16 protein-coding genes and 1 tRNA gene are annotated in these 15,331 nt (G+C 55.8%); 16 read left to right on the plus strand and 1 reads right to left on the minus strand.

Annotated elements, in window-relative coordinates:
• The first annotated feature begins 133 nt into the window (after positions 1-133).
• Positions 134-1,249 (plus strand): anhydro-N-acetylmuramic acid kinase, encoded by a 1,116-nt coding sequence (locus AC5Q5A_RS11170; protein ID WP_493895310.1) that lies wholly within the window; start codon positions 134-136, stop codon positions 1,247-1,249.
• Positions 1,250-1,289: 40 nt separating this feature from the next.
• Here the strand turns inward: AC5Q5A_RS11170 and AC5Q5A_RS11175 are convergent, their stop codons facing one another.
• Positions 1,290-1,928 carry an alpha/beta hydrolase gene (locus tag AC5Q5A_RS11175; protein ID WP_008890643.1) on the minus strand — a complete coding sequence of 213 codons (639 nt, stop codon included), beginning with the start codon at positions 1,926-1,928 and terminating at the stop codon, positions 1,290-1,292.
• Between the two features lie 245 nt (positions 1,929-2,173).
• Here AC5Q5A_RS11175 and cysE point away from each other — a divergent pair, with 245 nt between their 5' ends.
• From cysE to AC5Q5A_RS11250, 15 genes are all read left to right on the plus strand, one after another.
• Complete coding sequence (cysE, locus tag AC5Q5A_RS11180) at positions 2,174-2,893, plus strand: serine O-acetyltransferase (RefSeq protein ID WP_493895311.1); 720 nt, start codon at positions 2,174-2,176, stop codon at positions 2,891-2,893.
• Between the two features lie 74 nt (positions 2,894-2,967).
• Positions 2,968-3,450, plus strand: a complete 483-nt coding sequence (locus tag AC5Q5A_RS11185) for an Rrf2 family transcriptional regulator (RefSeq protein WP_008890645.1) — start codon at positions 2,968-2,970, stop codon at positions 3,448-3,450.
• Between the two features lie 49 nt (positions 3,451-3,499).
• Entirely contained in the window at positions 3,500-4,627 is a 1,128-nt protein-coding gene (locus AC5Q5A_RS11190; RefSeq protein WP_493895312.1) for a cysteine desulfurase family protein, read from the plus strand.
• Positions 4,628-4,654: 27 nt separating this feature from the next.
• Positions 4,655-5,878: an IscS subfamily cysteine desulfurase gene (locus AC5Q5A_RS11195; protein ID WP_063088290.1), complete on the plus strand. Its 1,224-nt coding sequence runs from the start codon at positions 4,655-4,657 to the stop codon at positions 5,876-5,878.
• 91 nt (positions 5,879-5,969) lie between these two features.
• On the plus strand, positions 5,970-6,374 hold the full coding sequence (gene iscU / locus AC5Q5A_RS11200) for a Fe-S cluster assembly scaffold IscU (protein ID WP_008890648.1): 405 nt from the start codon (positions 5,970-5,972) through the stop codon (positions 6,372-6,374).
• Positions 6,375-6,418: 44 nt separating this feature from the next.
• Positions 6,419-6,760, plus strand: coding sequence for a HesB/IscA family protein (locus AC5Q5A_RS11205; protein ID WP_008890649.1), 342 nt, complete (start codon positions 6,419-6,421; stop codon positions 6,758-6,760).
• A 152-nt stretch (positions 6,761-6,912) separates the two neighbouring features.
• Positions 6,913-7,533: a Fe-S protein assembly co-chaperone HscB gene (gene hscB, locus AC5Q5A_RS11210; protein WP_008890650.1), complete on the plus strand. Its 621-nt coding sequence runs from the start codon at positions 6,913-6,915 to the stop codon at positions 7,531-7,533.
• A 23-nt stretch (positions 7,534-7,556) separates the two neighbouring features.
• Positions 7,557-9,455, plus strand: a complete 1,899-nt coding sequence (hscA, locus tag AC5Q5A_RS11215; RefSeq protein ID WP_493895313.1) for a Fe-S protein assembly chaperone HscA — start codon at positions 7,557-7,559, stop codon at positions 9,453-9,455.
• 154 nt (positions 9,456-9,609) lie between these two features.
• On the plus strand, positions 9,610-9,945 hold the full coding sequence (locus AC5Q5A_RS11220) for a ferredoxin family 2Fe-2S iron-sulfur cluster binding protein (protein WP_008890652.1): 336 nt from the start codon (positions 9,610-9,612) through the stop codon (positions 9,943-9,945).
• A gap of 54 nt (positions 9,946-9,999) precedes the next feature.
• Entirely contained in the window at positions 10,000-10,197 is a 198-nt protein-coding gene (gene iscX, locus AC5Q5A_RS11225) for a Fe-S cluster assembly protein IscX (RefSeq protein WP_008890653.1), read from the plus strand.
• 125 nt (positions 10,198-10,322) lie between these two features.
• Positions 10,323-11,027: a thiaminase II gene (gene tenA, locus AC5Q5A_RS11230; protein WP_063088287.1), complete on the plus strand. Its 705-nt coding sequence runs from the start codon at positions 10,323-10,325 to the stop codon at positions 11,025-11,027.
• 117 nt (positions 11,028-11,144) lie between these two features.
• Positions 11,145-12,290, plus strand: coding sequence for a tRNA 2-thiouridine(34) synthase MnmA (gene mnmA, locus AC5Q5A_RS11235; protein ID WP_493895314.1), 1,146 nt, complete (start codon positions 11,145-11,147; stop codon positions 12,288-12,290).
• 170 nt (positions 12,291-12,460) lie between these two features.
• Positions 12,461-12,537: transfer RNA gene (locus AC5Q5A_RS11240), tRNA-Met, on the plus strand.
• 1,028 nt (positions 12,538-13,565) lie between these two features.
• Entirely contained in the window at positions 13,566-14,876 is a 1,311-nt protein-coding gene (locus tag AC5Q5A_RS11245) for a diguanylate cyclase domain-containing protein (protein WP_493895315.1), read from the plus strand.
• Positions 14,873-15,331: a GNAT family N-acetyltransferase gene (locus AC5Q5A_RS11250; RefSeq protein ID WP_493895316.1), complete on the plus strand. Its 459-nt coding sequence runs from the start codon at positions 14,873-14,875 to the stop codon at positions 15,329-15,331. Before AC5Q5A_RS11245 ends, AC5Q5A_RS11250 begins: the two co-directional genes overlap by 4 nt.

A 15,331-nucleotide genomic window follows, 5' to 3' on the forward strand; every position in this document is an offset into this window, starting at 1 on the left:
AGGCGATGATCTAGCACAGAAAACATCCGCTCGGCAACGCATCGGCGAACAGATCTGCCATACGGGTAACGAATTCGCGATAATTTCCTTTTAGGCTGCTCAAAACCAACAGCGATCGCGCACGGAGCACGACATGAGACACGGCTGGATAACAGCAATCGGCATGATGAGTGGCACCTCCCTTGACGGGGTGGACGCAGCCCTCATTGAAACCGATGGCATCGAAGTGCGCCGCACCGGGCAATCGGTTTTTGTGCCTTATGCGCCGGAATTGCGCGAACGCATGCGGGCCTGCTTTGGCAATCGCAGTGCAACCAATACCGAACATGTCGTTGCCGATGATCTGACACAGGTGCATGTTGATGCTGTTAACATGCTGATGGATAAATCCGGTATGTCGGCCGCCGACATTGGTGTCATCGGCTTTCATGGGCAGACCGTGTTTCATGAACCGGCATCGGGCCTGACGCGCCAGATCGGAACGCCGCATATGCTGGCGGAAAAAACCGGTATTCCGGTGGTGGCCGATTTCCGGTTGGCCGATGTCGCCGCTGGCGGGGAGGGCGCACCTTTGGCACCTGTCTATCACGCCGCCCTGATCAAAAGTGCCGGTGTTGAGTTGCCCGTGGCAGTTCTGAATATCGGCGGGGTTTCCAACGTTACCTATATCGACGGGGATGACGGCTTGCTGGCCTTTGATTGCGGGCCGGGCAATGCGCGCATTGATGACTGGATGTTGCGCCATACCGGCAATCCGGTTGATCTGAATGGCGCAACGGCGGCCTCGGGCACCGGTGACCCGATGGTCGAGGTCAAATTCCTCGAAGACCCGTATTTTGACCGCACCCCACCCAAATCACTGGACCGCGAAGATATGGCGGCGCGCATTGACGGGCTGGTGGTTGAGGCCAAGCTTAATGTGTCTGACGGGGCGGCAACGCTTGCCAATTGCACGGTGGCGGCCATCGTTGCCGGTGTGAACCATCTGCCGGCTGCGCCCAAAGGCTGGTTTGTCTGCGGTGGCGGGCGGCACAACGATTATATCATGGAAACACTCGCTGCCCGCCTTGGGGTGCCGGTGCAATCTGTTGACGTGCTTGATTGGGATGGTGATGCGGTGGAGGCCGAATGTTTTGGCTTCCTGGCTGTGCGCCACTTGCGTGACTTGCCGCTCAGCTTCCCGGGAACCACAGGCGTGCCCGAACCCTGTTGTGGTGGCAAGCTTTACCCAACAAAAAAGGCCGCCTGATCAGGCGGCCTTTTATTTGTGTGGTCAGGCTGCGGGCGGTTTAGGCGCCGCGTTTGTCCAGATAGGCAATCGAGTGCTTGATCACTTCGTCTTGCTGTTTGGCAAAATAGTGATCCGCACCGTCAATCGCGCACATGTCAACTTCAATGCCTTTCTGGGCATTCAGCTTGTCGGCAAGCTTGTTGACCGAGGCGACCGGAATGTTGGTGTCCTGCGTGCCATGGATCAGAATGCCGGATGACGGGCAGGGGGCAAGGAAGGTGAAGTCGTGTTCACTTGCCGGGGCTGCGACCGAAATAAATCCATCAATTTCCGGACGGCGCATCAAAAGCTGCATGCCGATCCACGAACCGAACGAATAACCGGCAACCCAGGTTGCACGTGCATTGGCGTTATAGGTCTGCATCCAGTCAAGCGCGGATGCCGCATCAGACAGTTCGCCGATCCCCTGATCGAATACGCCTTGCGAGCGGCCGACGCCACGGAAGTTGAACCGCATGACGGAATAGCCGCGATCCTTGAACATGTTGAACATGTTAAAGCACAACTTGTTATTCATTGTGCCACCCTGTTGCGGGTTCGGATGGAGGATAAGTGCGATGGGCGAATCGTCAGCGCCGTTATGGTGGTAGCGACCTTCAAGGCGACCTTCGGGGCCGTTAAAAATGACCTCAGGCATGGATCAGACTGCTCCTGTCCACGAATGGAAAGATGTGTGCAACAAAAATATCCGAGTGTTTTTGTAAGTTTTTTCGTGTTTGCGCATAAATTGCTTTGGGCAAATACTTGACCAAGTTACTCGGTTATCCTATATTCCGGCTAACCCGATGGTGCCTGTCGAACCCGACAATTGCTTATGTGCAAGGACGGGGCTGGGCGTGGCTGCCGGGAATCGAAGGTACTAATTACACAGTGGACCGCCCCATGTTCAAGCTAATTCGTCAGGAAATTGACGCGATGATTGCCCGTGACCCTGCGGCGCGATCCCGTTGGGAAGTCGTGATCAGCTATCCGGCGTTTCATGCGATCATGGGCTATCGCGGGACACATTGGCTGTGGCAGCGCGGTTTCCGCCTGACGGCACGCTTCCTGTCGCAGATTTTGCGCTGGTTGACCGGGATCGAAATTCACCCGGGTGCGACGATTGGCAAGCGCTTCTTTATTGACCATGGCATGGGTGTCGTGATCGGCGAAACCGCCGAGATTGGCGATGATGTCACACTGTATCAAGGCGTTACCCTTGGCGGGACATCGCCAAGCGTGAATAGCGACGGTCAGCGCGGCCTGAAACGTCACCCGACCCTTGAGGATGGCGTGATTGTCGGGTCCGGCGCGCAAATCCTTGGACCGTTCACCGTGCGCAAGAATGCACGTGTTGGCGGCAACGCCGTGGTTCTGGGTGAAGTGCCCGAGGGTGCCACGGTTGTTGGTATCCCGGCCAAGATCGTCCGCCGCGAACAGGATGATCGGTTCTGTGCCTATGGTACGCCGCTTGGCGATCTGCCCGATCCGGTTGCCCGTGCGCTTGAAGAACTTGGCCGAGAGGTCGAAACGCTGCGCAACAAGGTGGTCGCCCTTGAGGGTGAAAAAGGCAAATCTGATGCCACACCGGAAAAGCCGCGTATCGTCGCATCATCGGAATAGAATACGCGCCACCGCGCAACATGAATGAAAAGCCCGCTCGGGGTTAACCCCAAAGCAAGGCAGGAGGACGCACCGTGAAGCTGAGTACCAAAGGCCGCTATGCCGTTATGGCGATGGTCGATCTCGCTGAAAGCAGCAAGGACCGACCGGTCGCGCTTGCAGATATTGCGGACCGCCAGGAAATTTCGCTTTCTTATCTTGAACAGCTGTTTGGCAAATTGCGCAAGGGCGGTCTGGTCCGTTCAGTGCGCGGCCCGGGTGGCGGATATTTGCTTGCACGCAATGCCACTGAAACCCGTGTTGCCGATGTCATTCTGGCGGTTGACGAACCAATCCGTGCAACCCGTTGCAAGTCCGGTTCGCCCAAGGGCTGCAAGACCAACAAGGGCCGTTGTCTGACCCATGAACTGTGGGAAGAACTCGGCAACCAGATTTATCTTTATCTGGCCTCTGTCAGTCTTGCCGATGTGGTGGATCGCAACGTGGCGGGGACGCTTCGGACTTTCCCGGGTAAAACGACCCAGATCGAAGAGCCGTCACAGGTTGCGGCACAGTAGTTGGTCCTCTATATCGAGGGCAGATGCGAATAAGGATGATTTTAAACTGATGACCGACCAGGTTTATCTCGACTACAACGCCAGCGCGCCGCTTTGCGAAGATGCAAAGCAGGCCATGATCGCTGCGATGGATGTTGCAGGTAATCCGTCTTCGGTTCATGCCAGTGGCCGTGCGGCCCGCAAGATCGTTGATCATGCAAGACGCACCATTGCCGATCTGTTGGGCGGTGATTCAGAACGGATCATTTTCACCAGCGGCGGCACCGAGGCCAACAATCTGGCGCTGAACGGGTTGGAAGATGTCACCGTATTTACCAGTGCGGTCGAACATCCTTCGGTCATCGAAGCAAGACCGGACGCCAAACGCATCCCGGTGGATGAAAATGGCGTGATTGACCTGAATGCCCTTGAAGCGATGCTCAAAGACGCATCTGACGCCGGGCAGAAGGTTCTGGTTTCGGTCATGCTGGCCAATAACGAAACCGGCGTCATTCAGCCGGTTGCCAAGGTTGGTCTGCTGGCGCGTGAATATGGTGCCAAGGTCCATTGCGACGCTGTTCAGGCGCTGGGCCGGTTGCCTGTCGATATGGGGCGCTTGCTGGTCGATATGGTGTCGATCTCGGCCCACAAGATCGGCGGTCCAAAAGGAATTGGCGCGCTGGCGATTGCGCCGGGCGTGATGCTGGTCCCCCAGATCCGGGGTGGCGGGCAGGAAAAATACCGCCGTGGTGGCACGGAAAACGTTGTCGGGATTGCAGGCTTTGATGCCGCAGCCAAACGTGCCGAGGCCAATATGGCAAGGATGGCGGATATCGCGAAAATGCGCGACCGCCTCGAAACGGAATTGGCATCAGAGGCGCCTGAGCTTCTGATTGCCGGCAAGGGAACGGAGCGACTGAGCAATACAAGTTGCCTGATCCTGCCAGGAATGCCCGGGGAAACCCAGGTCATGGCGATGGATCTGGCAGGTGTTGCCATCAGTTCGGGATCTGCCTGTTCATCAGGCAAGGTACGTGAAAGCCACGTGCTTAGGGAAATGGGTGTTACCGAGCCCGGATCGGCCATTCGGGTCAGTCTGGGACTGGATAGCACCAACGAAGACATTGATACATTTATCCGCGTTTGGAGCCGGATGAGGGGTAATGCAGCGCGCAAGAAAGCGCGTCACGCTGCCTGAGAAAGAGTGAGTGAGGAAGCCTTTAAAATGAACGAGCTTAAAGCAAAGCCGATCTATCTGGACTATCAGGCGACGACGCCGACCGACCCGCGGGTTGTCGAGGCAATGCTGCCATACTTCACCGAGAAATTCGGTAACCCGCATTCGCGCAACCACAGCTTTGGCTGGGAAGCCGAGGACGCGGTTGAAGTTGCACGCGGTCAGGTTGCCAAGATCATTGGCGCGTCGGCCAAGGAAATCATCTTTACCTCGGGTGCGACGGAGTCAAACAACCTCGCCCTCAAAGGTGTGATGAAGTTCTATGGCAAGAAAAAGCCGCACCTGATCACGGTTGTCACCGAGCATAAATGCGTGCTCGACAGTGCCCGCCACCTTGAGCAGGAAGGTTACAAAGTGACCTATCTTGGCGTTAAGGAAAACGGCCTGATCGACCTTGAAGAACTCAAGGCTGCCATCACCGATGAAACCGCACTCGTGTCCGTCATGGGTGTGAACAACGAAATCGGTGTCATCCAGCCGCTCAAGGAAATCGGTGAAATCTGCCGCGAACGCAAAGTCTTCTTCCATACCGACTGTGCGCAGGCGGTTGGCAAGATCGACCTTGATGTTGATGACATGAAGATCGACCTGATGTCGATTTCCGGTCACAAGATCTATGGCCCGAAAGGCATTGGTGCGCTGTATGTTCGCCGTCGTCCGCGTGTTCGTGTGATTGCACAGATCACCGGTGGTGGTCAGGAACGTGGCATGCGTTCCGGTACGCTTCCGACCCCGTTGATCGTTGGTCTTGGCAAGGCGTGTGACATTCTTAGCAACGAAATGGCCGAAGAAAACGCACGTATCGAAAAGCTGCGTGACTACACCCTTCAGCGTTTCCGTGACCGTCTCGAAGACATCTATGTCAATGGTGACGAACACGTCCGTGTCAGCGGCAACCTGAACATTTCGTTTGCCTATGTCGAAGGTGAAAGCCTTCTGATGGACATCAAGAACATTGCCGTGTCGTCGGGCTCTGCCTGCACCTCGGCGTCGCTGGAACCGTCTTACGTTCTGCGTGCTCTTGGTGTTGACGAAGAATTGGCCCATACATCCCTTCGTATTGGCATTGGTCGCTACACCACCAAGGAAGAGCTTGATGAAGCCGTTGATGCCATCTGCACCGCAGTTGAGCGTCTGCGCGAAATGAGCCCGCTTTGGGAAATGGCGCAGGAAGGCATCGACATCAAGTCGATCGAATGGGCTGAACACTAAGAACGACAACGACCGAAAACGTACTATCGACACATTCGATATGTATTCTGTCTCGTGAGAGAGACTCAGGATTTTTAGGAGGACTCCTATCATGGCTTATAGTGAAAAGCTGATCGACCATTACGAAAACCCGCGCAATGTCGGCTCCATGGACAAAAACGAAACCTCTGTCGGGACCGGCCTTGTCGGCGCACCGGCATGTGGTGACGTCATGAAGCTGCAGATCAAAGTGACCCCGGAAGGGATCATTGAAGATGCGAAGTTCAAGACCTTTGGCTGTGGTTCGGCGATTGCTTCAAGCTCGCTGATCACCGAATGGGTCAAGGGCAAGTCGCTTGACGAAGCGGGTTCGATCAAAAACTCGCAGATTGCCGAGGAACTTGCACTTCCGCCGGTCAAGATCCACTGTTCGATCCTGGCTGAAGACGCGATCAAAGCCGCAATCAGCGACTACAAAACCAAAAACGGCGCAGCGGAAGTGGACGCTGCTGAATAAGCAGCGCCCACTCCCCATCGTTTTCGGAATCTTGGGAGAATAAAATGGCTCTACCGTCACCAATTTCTGTCACACCGGTCGCTCTTGATCACATCAAGGCGCTGCTTGATAGCCGCGGGAAACCTTCGCACGGCATTCGGCTCGGTGTGCGCAGCAAAGGGTGCTCGGGCCTGTCCTACACGCTGGAATATGCCGATGGTGCCGATGGCTTCGAAGAAGTCGTCGAACTTGACGACGGCGTGAGAATCCTGATCGACCCCAAAGCCATCATGTTCGTGCTTGGCACAGAGATGGATTACGAGGTCAACACGATGGAGGAAGGCTTTGTTTTCCGGAACCCCAACGAAAAAGGTCGTTGTGGTTGCGGGGAATCCTTCCACGTTTGATCAGGCCGGGCTTTCCCTGCTTTCTGAATGGTTATGGCCCTGGCGAGATCGCCGGGGCCATCGCCTGAAAAGGGTGACGTGACCAGGTGATGGTCACGCATTGCCTTTTGAACTGATTTGTTTTTGTCTTTTAATCCTCGGAAGTGCATCGCGTGAGCAACACCGAACAACCTGCGCACAAGGTTTGCTGGTCCTGCAAGGGGCCGGTCGCCGCAAGCGCACTGTTTTGCGAAACCTGCAACGCCATTCAGGCCCCCGGCCAGCTGGATCATTTTACCCGCTTTGGTCTGGAGCGTTCCTTTGACGTTGATGTCGATGCGATGGAAGCGACCTACCTCAAGCAGCAACAAAAGCTTCATCCCGATCGGTTCGCGTCCAAATCCGGCCGTGAACAGGCCCTGTCATCGCAACAGGCCGCCAGCCTGAACGAAGCTTTTGAGACGCTGAAAAACCCGGTCGCGCGCGCACATTATATGCTGCGTCAGGCCGGGCACGAGCCAGAAGGCGGCGAAGGCCATACCGTCAATGATCCGGAACTTCTGATGGAAGCGATGGAAATGCGTGAAGCCCTTGACGATGCCAAGGATAAAATCACCATCGATGCCATCATCAAGGACACCCGCAAACAGGCGCGTGCCTGTGAAAATGATCTGGGTGCCGCCTTTGACAGTCAATCCTTTGACGCGGCCAAGAAACTGGCCACCCGTTTAAGATATCTGATGAAAATGACCGAGGAAGCGCGCGCGAAGAAATCGCGCCTTGCCGCTGCCTGATCATAGAAAAACTGGACGTAAGAATGGCTCTGCTAAAAATCCACGAACCGGGCGAAACACCCCTCCCGCATGAGGACGAACGCCAGATCGCTGTCGGGATCGATCTTGGAACCACCAACTCGGTGGTTGCAATCTCGAACTCGGAAAAGCCTGAAGTTCTGCGCGATAAATCCGGTGGCAATGCGATTGTGCCCTCTGTCGTCTATTACGGCGATGACACGCCGGTTGTCGGCGAGGCCGCCCGTGATCAGATCAACTCGGACGCCAGCCGTGTGGTGTCATCGGTGAAACGCCTGATGGGCCGTGGTCTGGAAGACGTCAAATCGGTTGCCGGCACGCTGCCTTATCACGTCGAAATCCCGGAAAAATCCGAAACCGAAAACGGCGAACCGATGATGGTGCGCCTCAATGTCGGTAATCGGGTTTTAACCCCGGTCGAGGTTTCGGCAGATATCCTGCGCGCACTGCGTGCCCGTGCCGAAGAAAGCCTTGATAAGCTGGTCGAAAAGGCCGTGATCACGGTCCCTGCCTATTTCGATGATGGGGCGCGTACCGCGACCAAGGATGCGGCCAAACTGGCCGGTCTGGAAGTCCTGCGTCTGGTCAATGAACCGACTGCTGCCGCCTTGGCCTATGGCCTCGATAATGGGGCAGAGGGGCTTTATGCCGTCTATGACCTTGGCGGCGGGACCTTTGATATCTCGCTCCTGAAAATGCAAAAGGGCGTCTTCCAGGTGAAGGCGACCGGTGGGGATGCTGCCCTTGGCGGCGATGATTTTGATCACGCCATTGCCGAACATCTTCTGGCAGAACGCAAGGATGGTGGTGCGACCGATGATCTTGATGCGTCGGACGCCAAACGCCTGCTGAAGGCCGCCCGCACGGTCAAGGAAAGCCTGACCGATCAGGACAGCGTCGAAGTCACCGTGGCCCTTAATGGCACGGACACCAAACACACCGTAACGCGTGATCAGTTTGATGCGATGATCGCCAAGCTGGTTGCCCGCACGGCCGCCATCACCGAACAGGTCCTTGATGACGCCGATGTCTTGCCCGAAGACGTCAAGGGTGTCGTTCTGGTCGGTGGCTCCACCCGTGTGCCAGCCGTGCGCAAGGCGGTGGCGGATCTGTTTGAACAGGAACCGATGTCTGACATCGACCCGGACGAAGTTGTCGCCCTTGGTGCGGCCCTTCAGGCAGAGGCTTTGACGGGCGGCTCGGATAACCTTCTTCTCGATGTCACGCCGCTGTCGCTTGGTCTTGAAACCATGGGCGGGATTGTTGAAAAGGTCATTGACCGCAACACGCCGATCCCGGTGACCAAGGCACAGGAATTCACCACCTATCAGGATGGTCAGTCGGCCATGATGATCCATGTGGTGCAGGGCGAACGCGAAATGGTCGATCAGTGCCGCTCGCTGGCGCGCTTTGCCCTGACCGGTATTCCGTCGATGGCAGCTGGCGCCGCACGCATTCGCGTTCAGTTCAATGTTGATGCCGACGGCCTTCTGACCGTCTCGGCCCGCGAAGAAACCACGGGCACCGAACAGGAAGTCGCGGTCAAGCCGACCTATGGCATCAATGAGTCTGATATGGCGACCATGTTGCGCGATAGCATGGTGCATGCCCGCGAAGACATGGAAATGCGTGTCCTGACCGAGGCCCGCGTCGAAGCACGTCGCAACATTCTGGCGGTCAATGCCGCGATGGATGCCGACCGTGCGCTTCTGACCAATGAAGACGAAGCCAATATCAAGCACGCCATTGCCAATCTTGAAACGGCCGCCGCAGGCGATAACCGCGATGCGATCAATGACGCCGCCGAGGCGCTTGAAAATGCATCCCGTCCGTTTGCCGAGGCCCGTATGGATAGCCGGATCCGCCAGGCACTTGCCGGGCAAAATGTCGATGAAGTTCACTAGGAAGTGAATTAATCGACACCGGTGGAATTGACAAACCGGCGAACTGCGGCGATTGTCCCCGACAACCGCCAAGGTCAGGCCGGATAAGCGCATCGCATCGCGGAGCGCATAAACAGAGATCGAACGAAAAGTATTACCGAGGAGAAAGGCACAAATGCCTAAGATCGTTTTTGTCGAGCCGGATGGCACCGAAAAGGAATTCGAAGTCGCCGACGGCCTGTCTGTTCTGGAAGCTGCCCACAAGAACGGCATTGACCTTGAAGGTGCTTGCGAAGGTTCGCTGGCATGTTCGACCTGCCACGTCATTCTTGAAGATGACTGGTTTGACAAGCTTGATGAACCGTCCGAAGACGAAGAAGACATGCTTGACCTTGCCTTTGGTCTGACCGAGACCTCGCGTCTTGGCTGCCAGATCATCATGAGCGACGAACTCGACGGTCTGCGTGTCAAACTTCCGTCCGCGACCCGCAACATGATGGTCGACAAGTAAGTTTCACCTTCTGCTGACCGGGCGCATTGCCGCCCGGTGTCAAAGGAGACGGATATGCGTTGGACAGACATTCAGGACATCGCGATCGAGCTTGAGGAAGCCCATCCGGACAAGGATAACCTCAACCTTCGCTTTACCGACCTGCACAAATGGGTCACCGAGCTTGAAGGTTTTGAAGACGATCCTTCGAAGTCGAACGAGAAGATTCTTGAAGCCATCCAGATGGCCTGGATCGACGAGCGCGACGACTGATTTCGATGAGTGTGATGTGCGCCAGACGGCCTGCACCCTGATCACGAAAATGCGGACCAGCCTGCAACATGCGGGCTGGTCCGTTTTTGTTTGAGCCACCATGAATAAACAGGGAAGGGACCAGCATGAGCAAACCCGCCACCTTCACCGACATCATCCCGGTCGACAGTCTGTTTGGCAAATTGCGCACCTGCGCACCCGAAGCCTGGCAAAGCTATGTCTGCCATGACTTCGTCAAGCAGCTTGGCAACGGCACCTTGCCCGAGGCCGCGTTCAAGCATTACCTCATTCAGGATTACCTGTTCCTGATCCAGTTTGCGCGCGCCTATGCGCTGGCGGCCTACAAGGCCGAAGACCTGCATGCCATGCGCCAGTTTTCCGGCACCGTGCATGCCATCCTTGATATGGAAATGAGCCTGCATCTCGACTTCTGCAAAGGCTGGGGCTTATCGGAGGCCGATATCGTCGCAGAGGCCGAGGCACGGGCGTGCATCACCTATACCCGCTATGTGCTTGATCGGGGTCATCAGGGCGATGTGGTGGATCTGCAGGTGGCCCTGATGCCCTGTATGGTGGGCTATGCCGAAATCGCAAACCGCCTGATGGCAAGTTCTGATACTGTGCTTGACGGCAATCCGTACCGGGCATGGATTGAAATGTATGCGTCCGACGAATTCCAGGACGTGGCAAAGGCCGAGATCGAGTTGCTTGAACACACAGTTGCCACGCGTGGTGGGCATCGCCGCCTCGAAGGGCTGGTGGAAACCTTTACCATGGCAAGCCGCCTTGAAGCCGATTTTTGGCAGATGGGACTTGATCTGGCAAAATAGGCCAAGATCGCCTATATAAGCCCGAACGATATTTTGCGGGTGGCGGGTGCGCCACCCGTTGCCTTTTTGGATTAACCTCTTGTCGCCGTGGCCTTGACCCACGGATGGGTGAGAAACATGAACTCTCTTGGCTTTGATAAAGCCCCGGAAGATACCCGCGTGGTTGTTGCCATGTCGGGCGGGGTTGATAGCTCTGCCGTTGCGGCCCTTCTGAAATCAGAAGGCTATGACGTGGTGGGCATCACGCTTCAGCTTTATGATATGGGGGCCAATGCCCCGACCCGTGCGAAATCCTGCTGTGCCGGGCGCGACATTTATGATGCGCGCAAAGTGGCCGAGGATATCGACATTCCCTATTACGTGCTGGACTACGAATCACGCTTCCGCGAAGAAGTGATCGATGACTTCGCCGACAGCTACATGCGCGGCGAAACCCCGATCCCGTGCGTGAAATGCAATCAGACCGTCAAGTTCCGCGATCTGCTCGAAACGTCTTATGACCTAGGCGCCGATTGCATGGCGACCGGCCATTACGTGCAGCGTAAACTGGGTGCTAATGGCCGGGCCGAACTGCATCGTGCCGCCGATCCCAACCGCGATCAAAGCTACTTCCTGTTCACCACGACCCAGGAACAGCTTGATTTCCTGCGCTTCCCGTTGGGCCATTTGATGAGCAAGGCGGAAACCCGTGCGCTTGCCGCCAAGTTCGGCCTTGAAGTCGCTGACAAGCCCGACAGTCAGGACATCTGCTTTGTCCCGGATGGCAAATATGCCCGTCTGGTCGAAAAGCTGCGTCCCGAGGCAGGCGAACCCGGCGAGATTGTTGATCTTGATGGCAATGTGCTGGGCGATCACCGCGGCCTGATCCATTACACGGTCGGGCAGCGGCGTGGCCTTAATATCGGGGGTACGGCAGAGCCGCTTTATGTCGTCAAACTCTCGCCCGAAAAGCGTCAGGTCATCGTCGGGCCAAAGGCGGCTTTGGCGAAGAAACTGGTCTATGTCCGCGAGCTGAACTGGCTTGATGGCGATAAGATCGATGAAAACGGGGTCGAAGTCGAAGTCAAACTGCGCTCGGCCATGCAGCCGACCACGGCAACCGTCTACCCCGAAGCATCCGGCGAAGCCCGCATTGAACTGCACGATGCCCAGTTCGGCATCGCACCGGGGCAGGCCGGTGTGTTCTATCAGGGCGAACGCGTGCTTGGCGGTGGCTGGATCACCCGCGAAGAGCTGATCAGCAACACCGCAAGCGCTGCCTGATCACCGAATGCCACGGGCGAGGGCAGATGATCCTCGCCCGTCGGTTTTGTTTGGCGGATTTGCGGAAATCTTTTTTGACAAAATCGTCAAAAAGGCGCTTGACGGGGACGGCTCCCTGACTTAAAAACCGCCTCGTTCCGCACCGTACGGAACACCACAAAATTGCTTGTGGCGGAGTAGCTCAGCTGGTTAGAGCAGCGGAATCATAATCCGCGTGTCGGGGGTTCAAGTCCCTCCTCCGCTACCAATTAAATAAGCCCTGCATCTCTGATGCAGGGCTTATTTCATTTCTACGCGGCAGGAGAGGGCTTGCGCCCCCTGGTTCGCGAGAAAACGTTTGCGATCACTTTCTCTAAAGGGTAAGCGGCAACTTATCAGTAGAGCCTAGGCCACTTCCGCGTCTCTAGATAGGCCACTATCTCTCTATAATCTTTGGGATCTGTGTCCTTATATCTATTAAATGCGTCTCTTATTTGCTTTCTGCTTAACTCAAATGATCGCCAAACATCTATGCTGAACTCATATCCTCCTGGCGTCATGTACCCCCAATCTTGGTCAAGTAACTCTTGAATGGACGAGTGTTCCACGCTGCATGGAAACTTTGAGTTGTCGTTGGTGACAGCCCATCCGACAACTAGCTGTGTTCTGGTTGAGAGCTTATTGAGCGTTTTTAAGTGTGCTCGAACTCTTCGCTTTGGTGCGTTCTCTTGAATAATCTCGTGTGCTTTATACCAAGCCCTACGTCCAATCGCGCCGAAAGCTAAACAACCAGTAAGGATTCCTGATAGTATCAACCAAGCTCCGTATTCGCTGTTTAGGATGGCTCTGATACCAAGGGAGGTTTTCCAAGCTTCAGGCATTAGAAATGCAACAAGGACGAAGCAAGTCCATGAAATGAATAGCCATAATCCTTCACGAATAAATTCGATTACTGCCTTGGCGTAGTCCATCTACGTCCTGCAAAATTGATTGTTTAAACAAGAGCCTGTTAAAGATGTTCTGAGATTGAGCATGTTTCTGCAACTATTAAGTTTGTTGTGTTTTCTTGTTGCTACACGACATTCAAAGATCTAGCTCGCTACTCGGAAATACTATCAGTGGTCTAGAAAAAGCTAACAGCGTCTGGGTGCGGTCCTCTGCTAGGCTGGATAGGAAGCGGAATTCGTTAGCGTATGGTTCTTAAAAGCAGGCTTCTTCTTGCAGCAGGCTTTCCATTCTACCGACGTATAGATATAGTCTGGGAAACCCCTCTGTTTGGGAAGTCTACGCCCACCGATGCCCGACGCCGTTTATTTGTTTATTTCCCTGTTTCTTGCCGTCATTGCTGTTGTTGCAGTGGCCTATGCGGTCCGCTTGCACAGACGGGAAACTGCGCGTCAGGGCCTGTCTGATGCCGTGATGGCGACGATTTCCGACGGTATCGTGACGCTTGGTGCGGATGGTTCTGTTAAGCGTCTCAACGCAGCCGCCAAAGCGATGTTTGGCCGGGAGGTTTCGGGTCGGAAGCTCTCCGATCTGCTACGGGGCTTTCCCGGCATTGGCGACGCATTGGCGCAAATCGAATACCGGGCCGACGCCGTTCGCGCGGACGGGTCGATTTTTCCGGTTACCGTGACGCTTTTGGCGTCAAGTGACCAGAGTGAAACGGTGCTGATTATCCGCGATCTATCGCGTATTCGGCCGGGGGCGACCGAGGAAGAGCAACGCTTCAAGCAAAGCCAGTATTTTGCACGCATCGGGACCTGGGACTGGCGCATTGATACCGACGAGCTTTACTGGTCGGACGCGATTTATGGCATGTTTGGCTATAAACCGGGCGAGGTGACGCCGACCTATTCCCTGTTTTGTGATGCGGTGCATCCCGATGACAAGGAGCATGTGCGCGCAGGTGAAATCCGCTGCATCGAGACCGGCGAAAACCATGACGAGGAATACCGCGTGGTCTGGCCGGATGGCACCATTCGCTGGCTGCGTGAAACCGGCAATGTCACCAAGAACGAGGCGGGCCAAACCATCAAGATGATGGGGGTTGTGCGCGACATTACCGAGGAACGCGCCGAAACCGATCAGATCCGTGATCTTGCCTTCCATGACCCGCTGACCCGCTTGCCCAACCGGATCATTTTTGAAGACCGGCTGCGCAAGGCGATGGACCGCGCCAAGCGCAACAAGAAGCGGGTTGCGGTTGTGTTTATGGATCTCGACGGGTTCAAGCAGATCAATGATGAGCTTGGCCATGTCGCGGGTGATCACATTCTGATCAATACCGGGCAGCGATTGATCAATTCCGTCCGCGCGTCCGATACCGTGGCGCGCATCGGTGGGGATGAGTTTACCGTCATTCTCGAGGACCTAGAAACCGATGCCGAGGTCCATGGCATTGCCGACAAGATCCTTGGTGCAATCGCCGAGCCGATGGAGTTGGGCGAGGGCAGCTATCGCGTCGGGGCCAGCCTTGGCATCGCGATTTATCCCGAACATGCCAGAACGCTTGATACCCTGATCCATATCGCCGATCAGGCAATGTATGCCGCCAAGGCAGAGGGCACGAACCTTTATCACATCGGTTGGGAGATGGCAGAGTGAGGACCGATAACATCGAAATACGCCCCGCCACCCTCGACGATCGTGATGCCTGGGAAACGCTGTTTCGCGATTATATGGTGTTTTATGGTTGCGATGTTTCTGAAGCCGCACTCGACACCACTTGGGGCTGGATCAGTGATCCTGACGGCCCCATGGAATGCCTGCTGGCCGTCAAGGACGGGCAGGTCGTCGGCCTTGCCCAATACCGCGCGGTGCCCGAAACCCTGACCGGTGTTTGGTTCGGCCATCTCGACGATCTTTTCGTCGCACCCGAGGCCCGCGGTGCTGGTGTGGCACAGGCCCTGATGACAAAGCTCGGCGATATCTCCCGCGACCGGGGATGGTTCAAACTCACCTGGATCACCGCAGAAGACAACGCAACCGCCCGCAGGCTTTATGACCAGATCACAGATGCCTCAGACTGGGTGGTCTATGAACAGATGCTTGGGGAGTGA

Source organism: Thalassospira sp. CA1, assembly GCF_059052855.1.

What these genes read in the sequence shown, in the direction of transcription:
- hscA (WP_493895313.1), top strand. Translation starts at nt 7,557, where the DNA reads ATGGCTCTGCTAAAAATCCACGAACCGGGCGAAACACCCCTCCCGCAT.
- AC5Q5A_RS11195 (WP_063088290.1), top strand. Translation starts at nt 4,655, where the DNA reads ATGAACGAGCTTAAAGCAAAGCCGATCTATCTGGACTATCAGGCGACG.
- iscU (WP_008890648.1), top strand. Translation starts at nt 5,970, where the DNA reads ATGGCTTATAGTGAAAAGCTGATCGACCATTACGAAAACCCGCGCAAT.
- cysE (WP_493895311.1), top strand. Translation starts at nt 2,174, where the DNA reads ATGTTCAAGCTAATTCGTCAGGAAATTGACGCGATGATTGCCCGTGAC.
- AC5Q5A_RS11175 (WP_008890643.1), bottom strand. Translation starts at nt 1,928, where the DNA reads ATGCCTGAGGTCATTTTTAACGGCCCCGAAGGTCGCCTTGAAGGTCGC.
- AC5Q5A_RS11190 (WP_493895312.1), top strand. Translation starts at nt 3,500, where the DNA reads ATGACCGACCAGGTTTATCTCGACTACAACGCCAGCGCGCCGCTTTGC.
- tenA (WP_063088287.1), top strand. Translation starts at nt 10,323, where the DNA reads ATGAGCAAACCCGCCACCTTCACCGACATCATCCCGGTCGACAGTCTG.
- AC5Q5A_RS11205 (WP_008890649.1), top strand. Translation starts at nt 6,419, where the DNA reads ATGGCTCTACCGTCACCAATTTCTGTCACACCGGTCGCTCTTGATCAC.
- AC5Q5A_RS11245 (WP_493895315.1), top strand. Translation starts at nt 13,566, where the DNA reads ATGCCCGACGCCGTTTATTTGTTTATTTCCCTGTTTCTTGCCGTCATT.
- mnmA (WP_493895314.1), top strand. Translation starts at nt 11,145, where the DNA reads ATGAACTCTCTTGGCTTTGATAAAGCCCCGGAAGATACCCGCGTGGTT.
- AC5Q5A_RS11170 (WP_493895310.1), top strand. Translation starts at nt 134, where the DNA reads ATGAGACACGGCTGGATAACAGCAATCGGCATGATGAGTGGCACCTCC.
- iscX (WP_008890653.1), top strand. Translation starts at nt 10,000, where the DNA reads ATGCGTTGGACAGACATTCAGGACATCGCGATCGAGCTTGAGGAAGCC.
- AC5Q5A_RS11220 (WP_008890652.1), top strand. Translation starts at nt 9,610, where the DNA reads ATGCCTAAGATCGTTTTTGTCGAGCCGGATGGCACCGAAAAGGAATTC.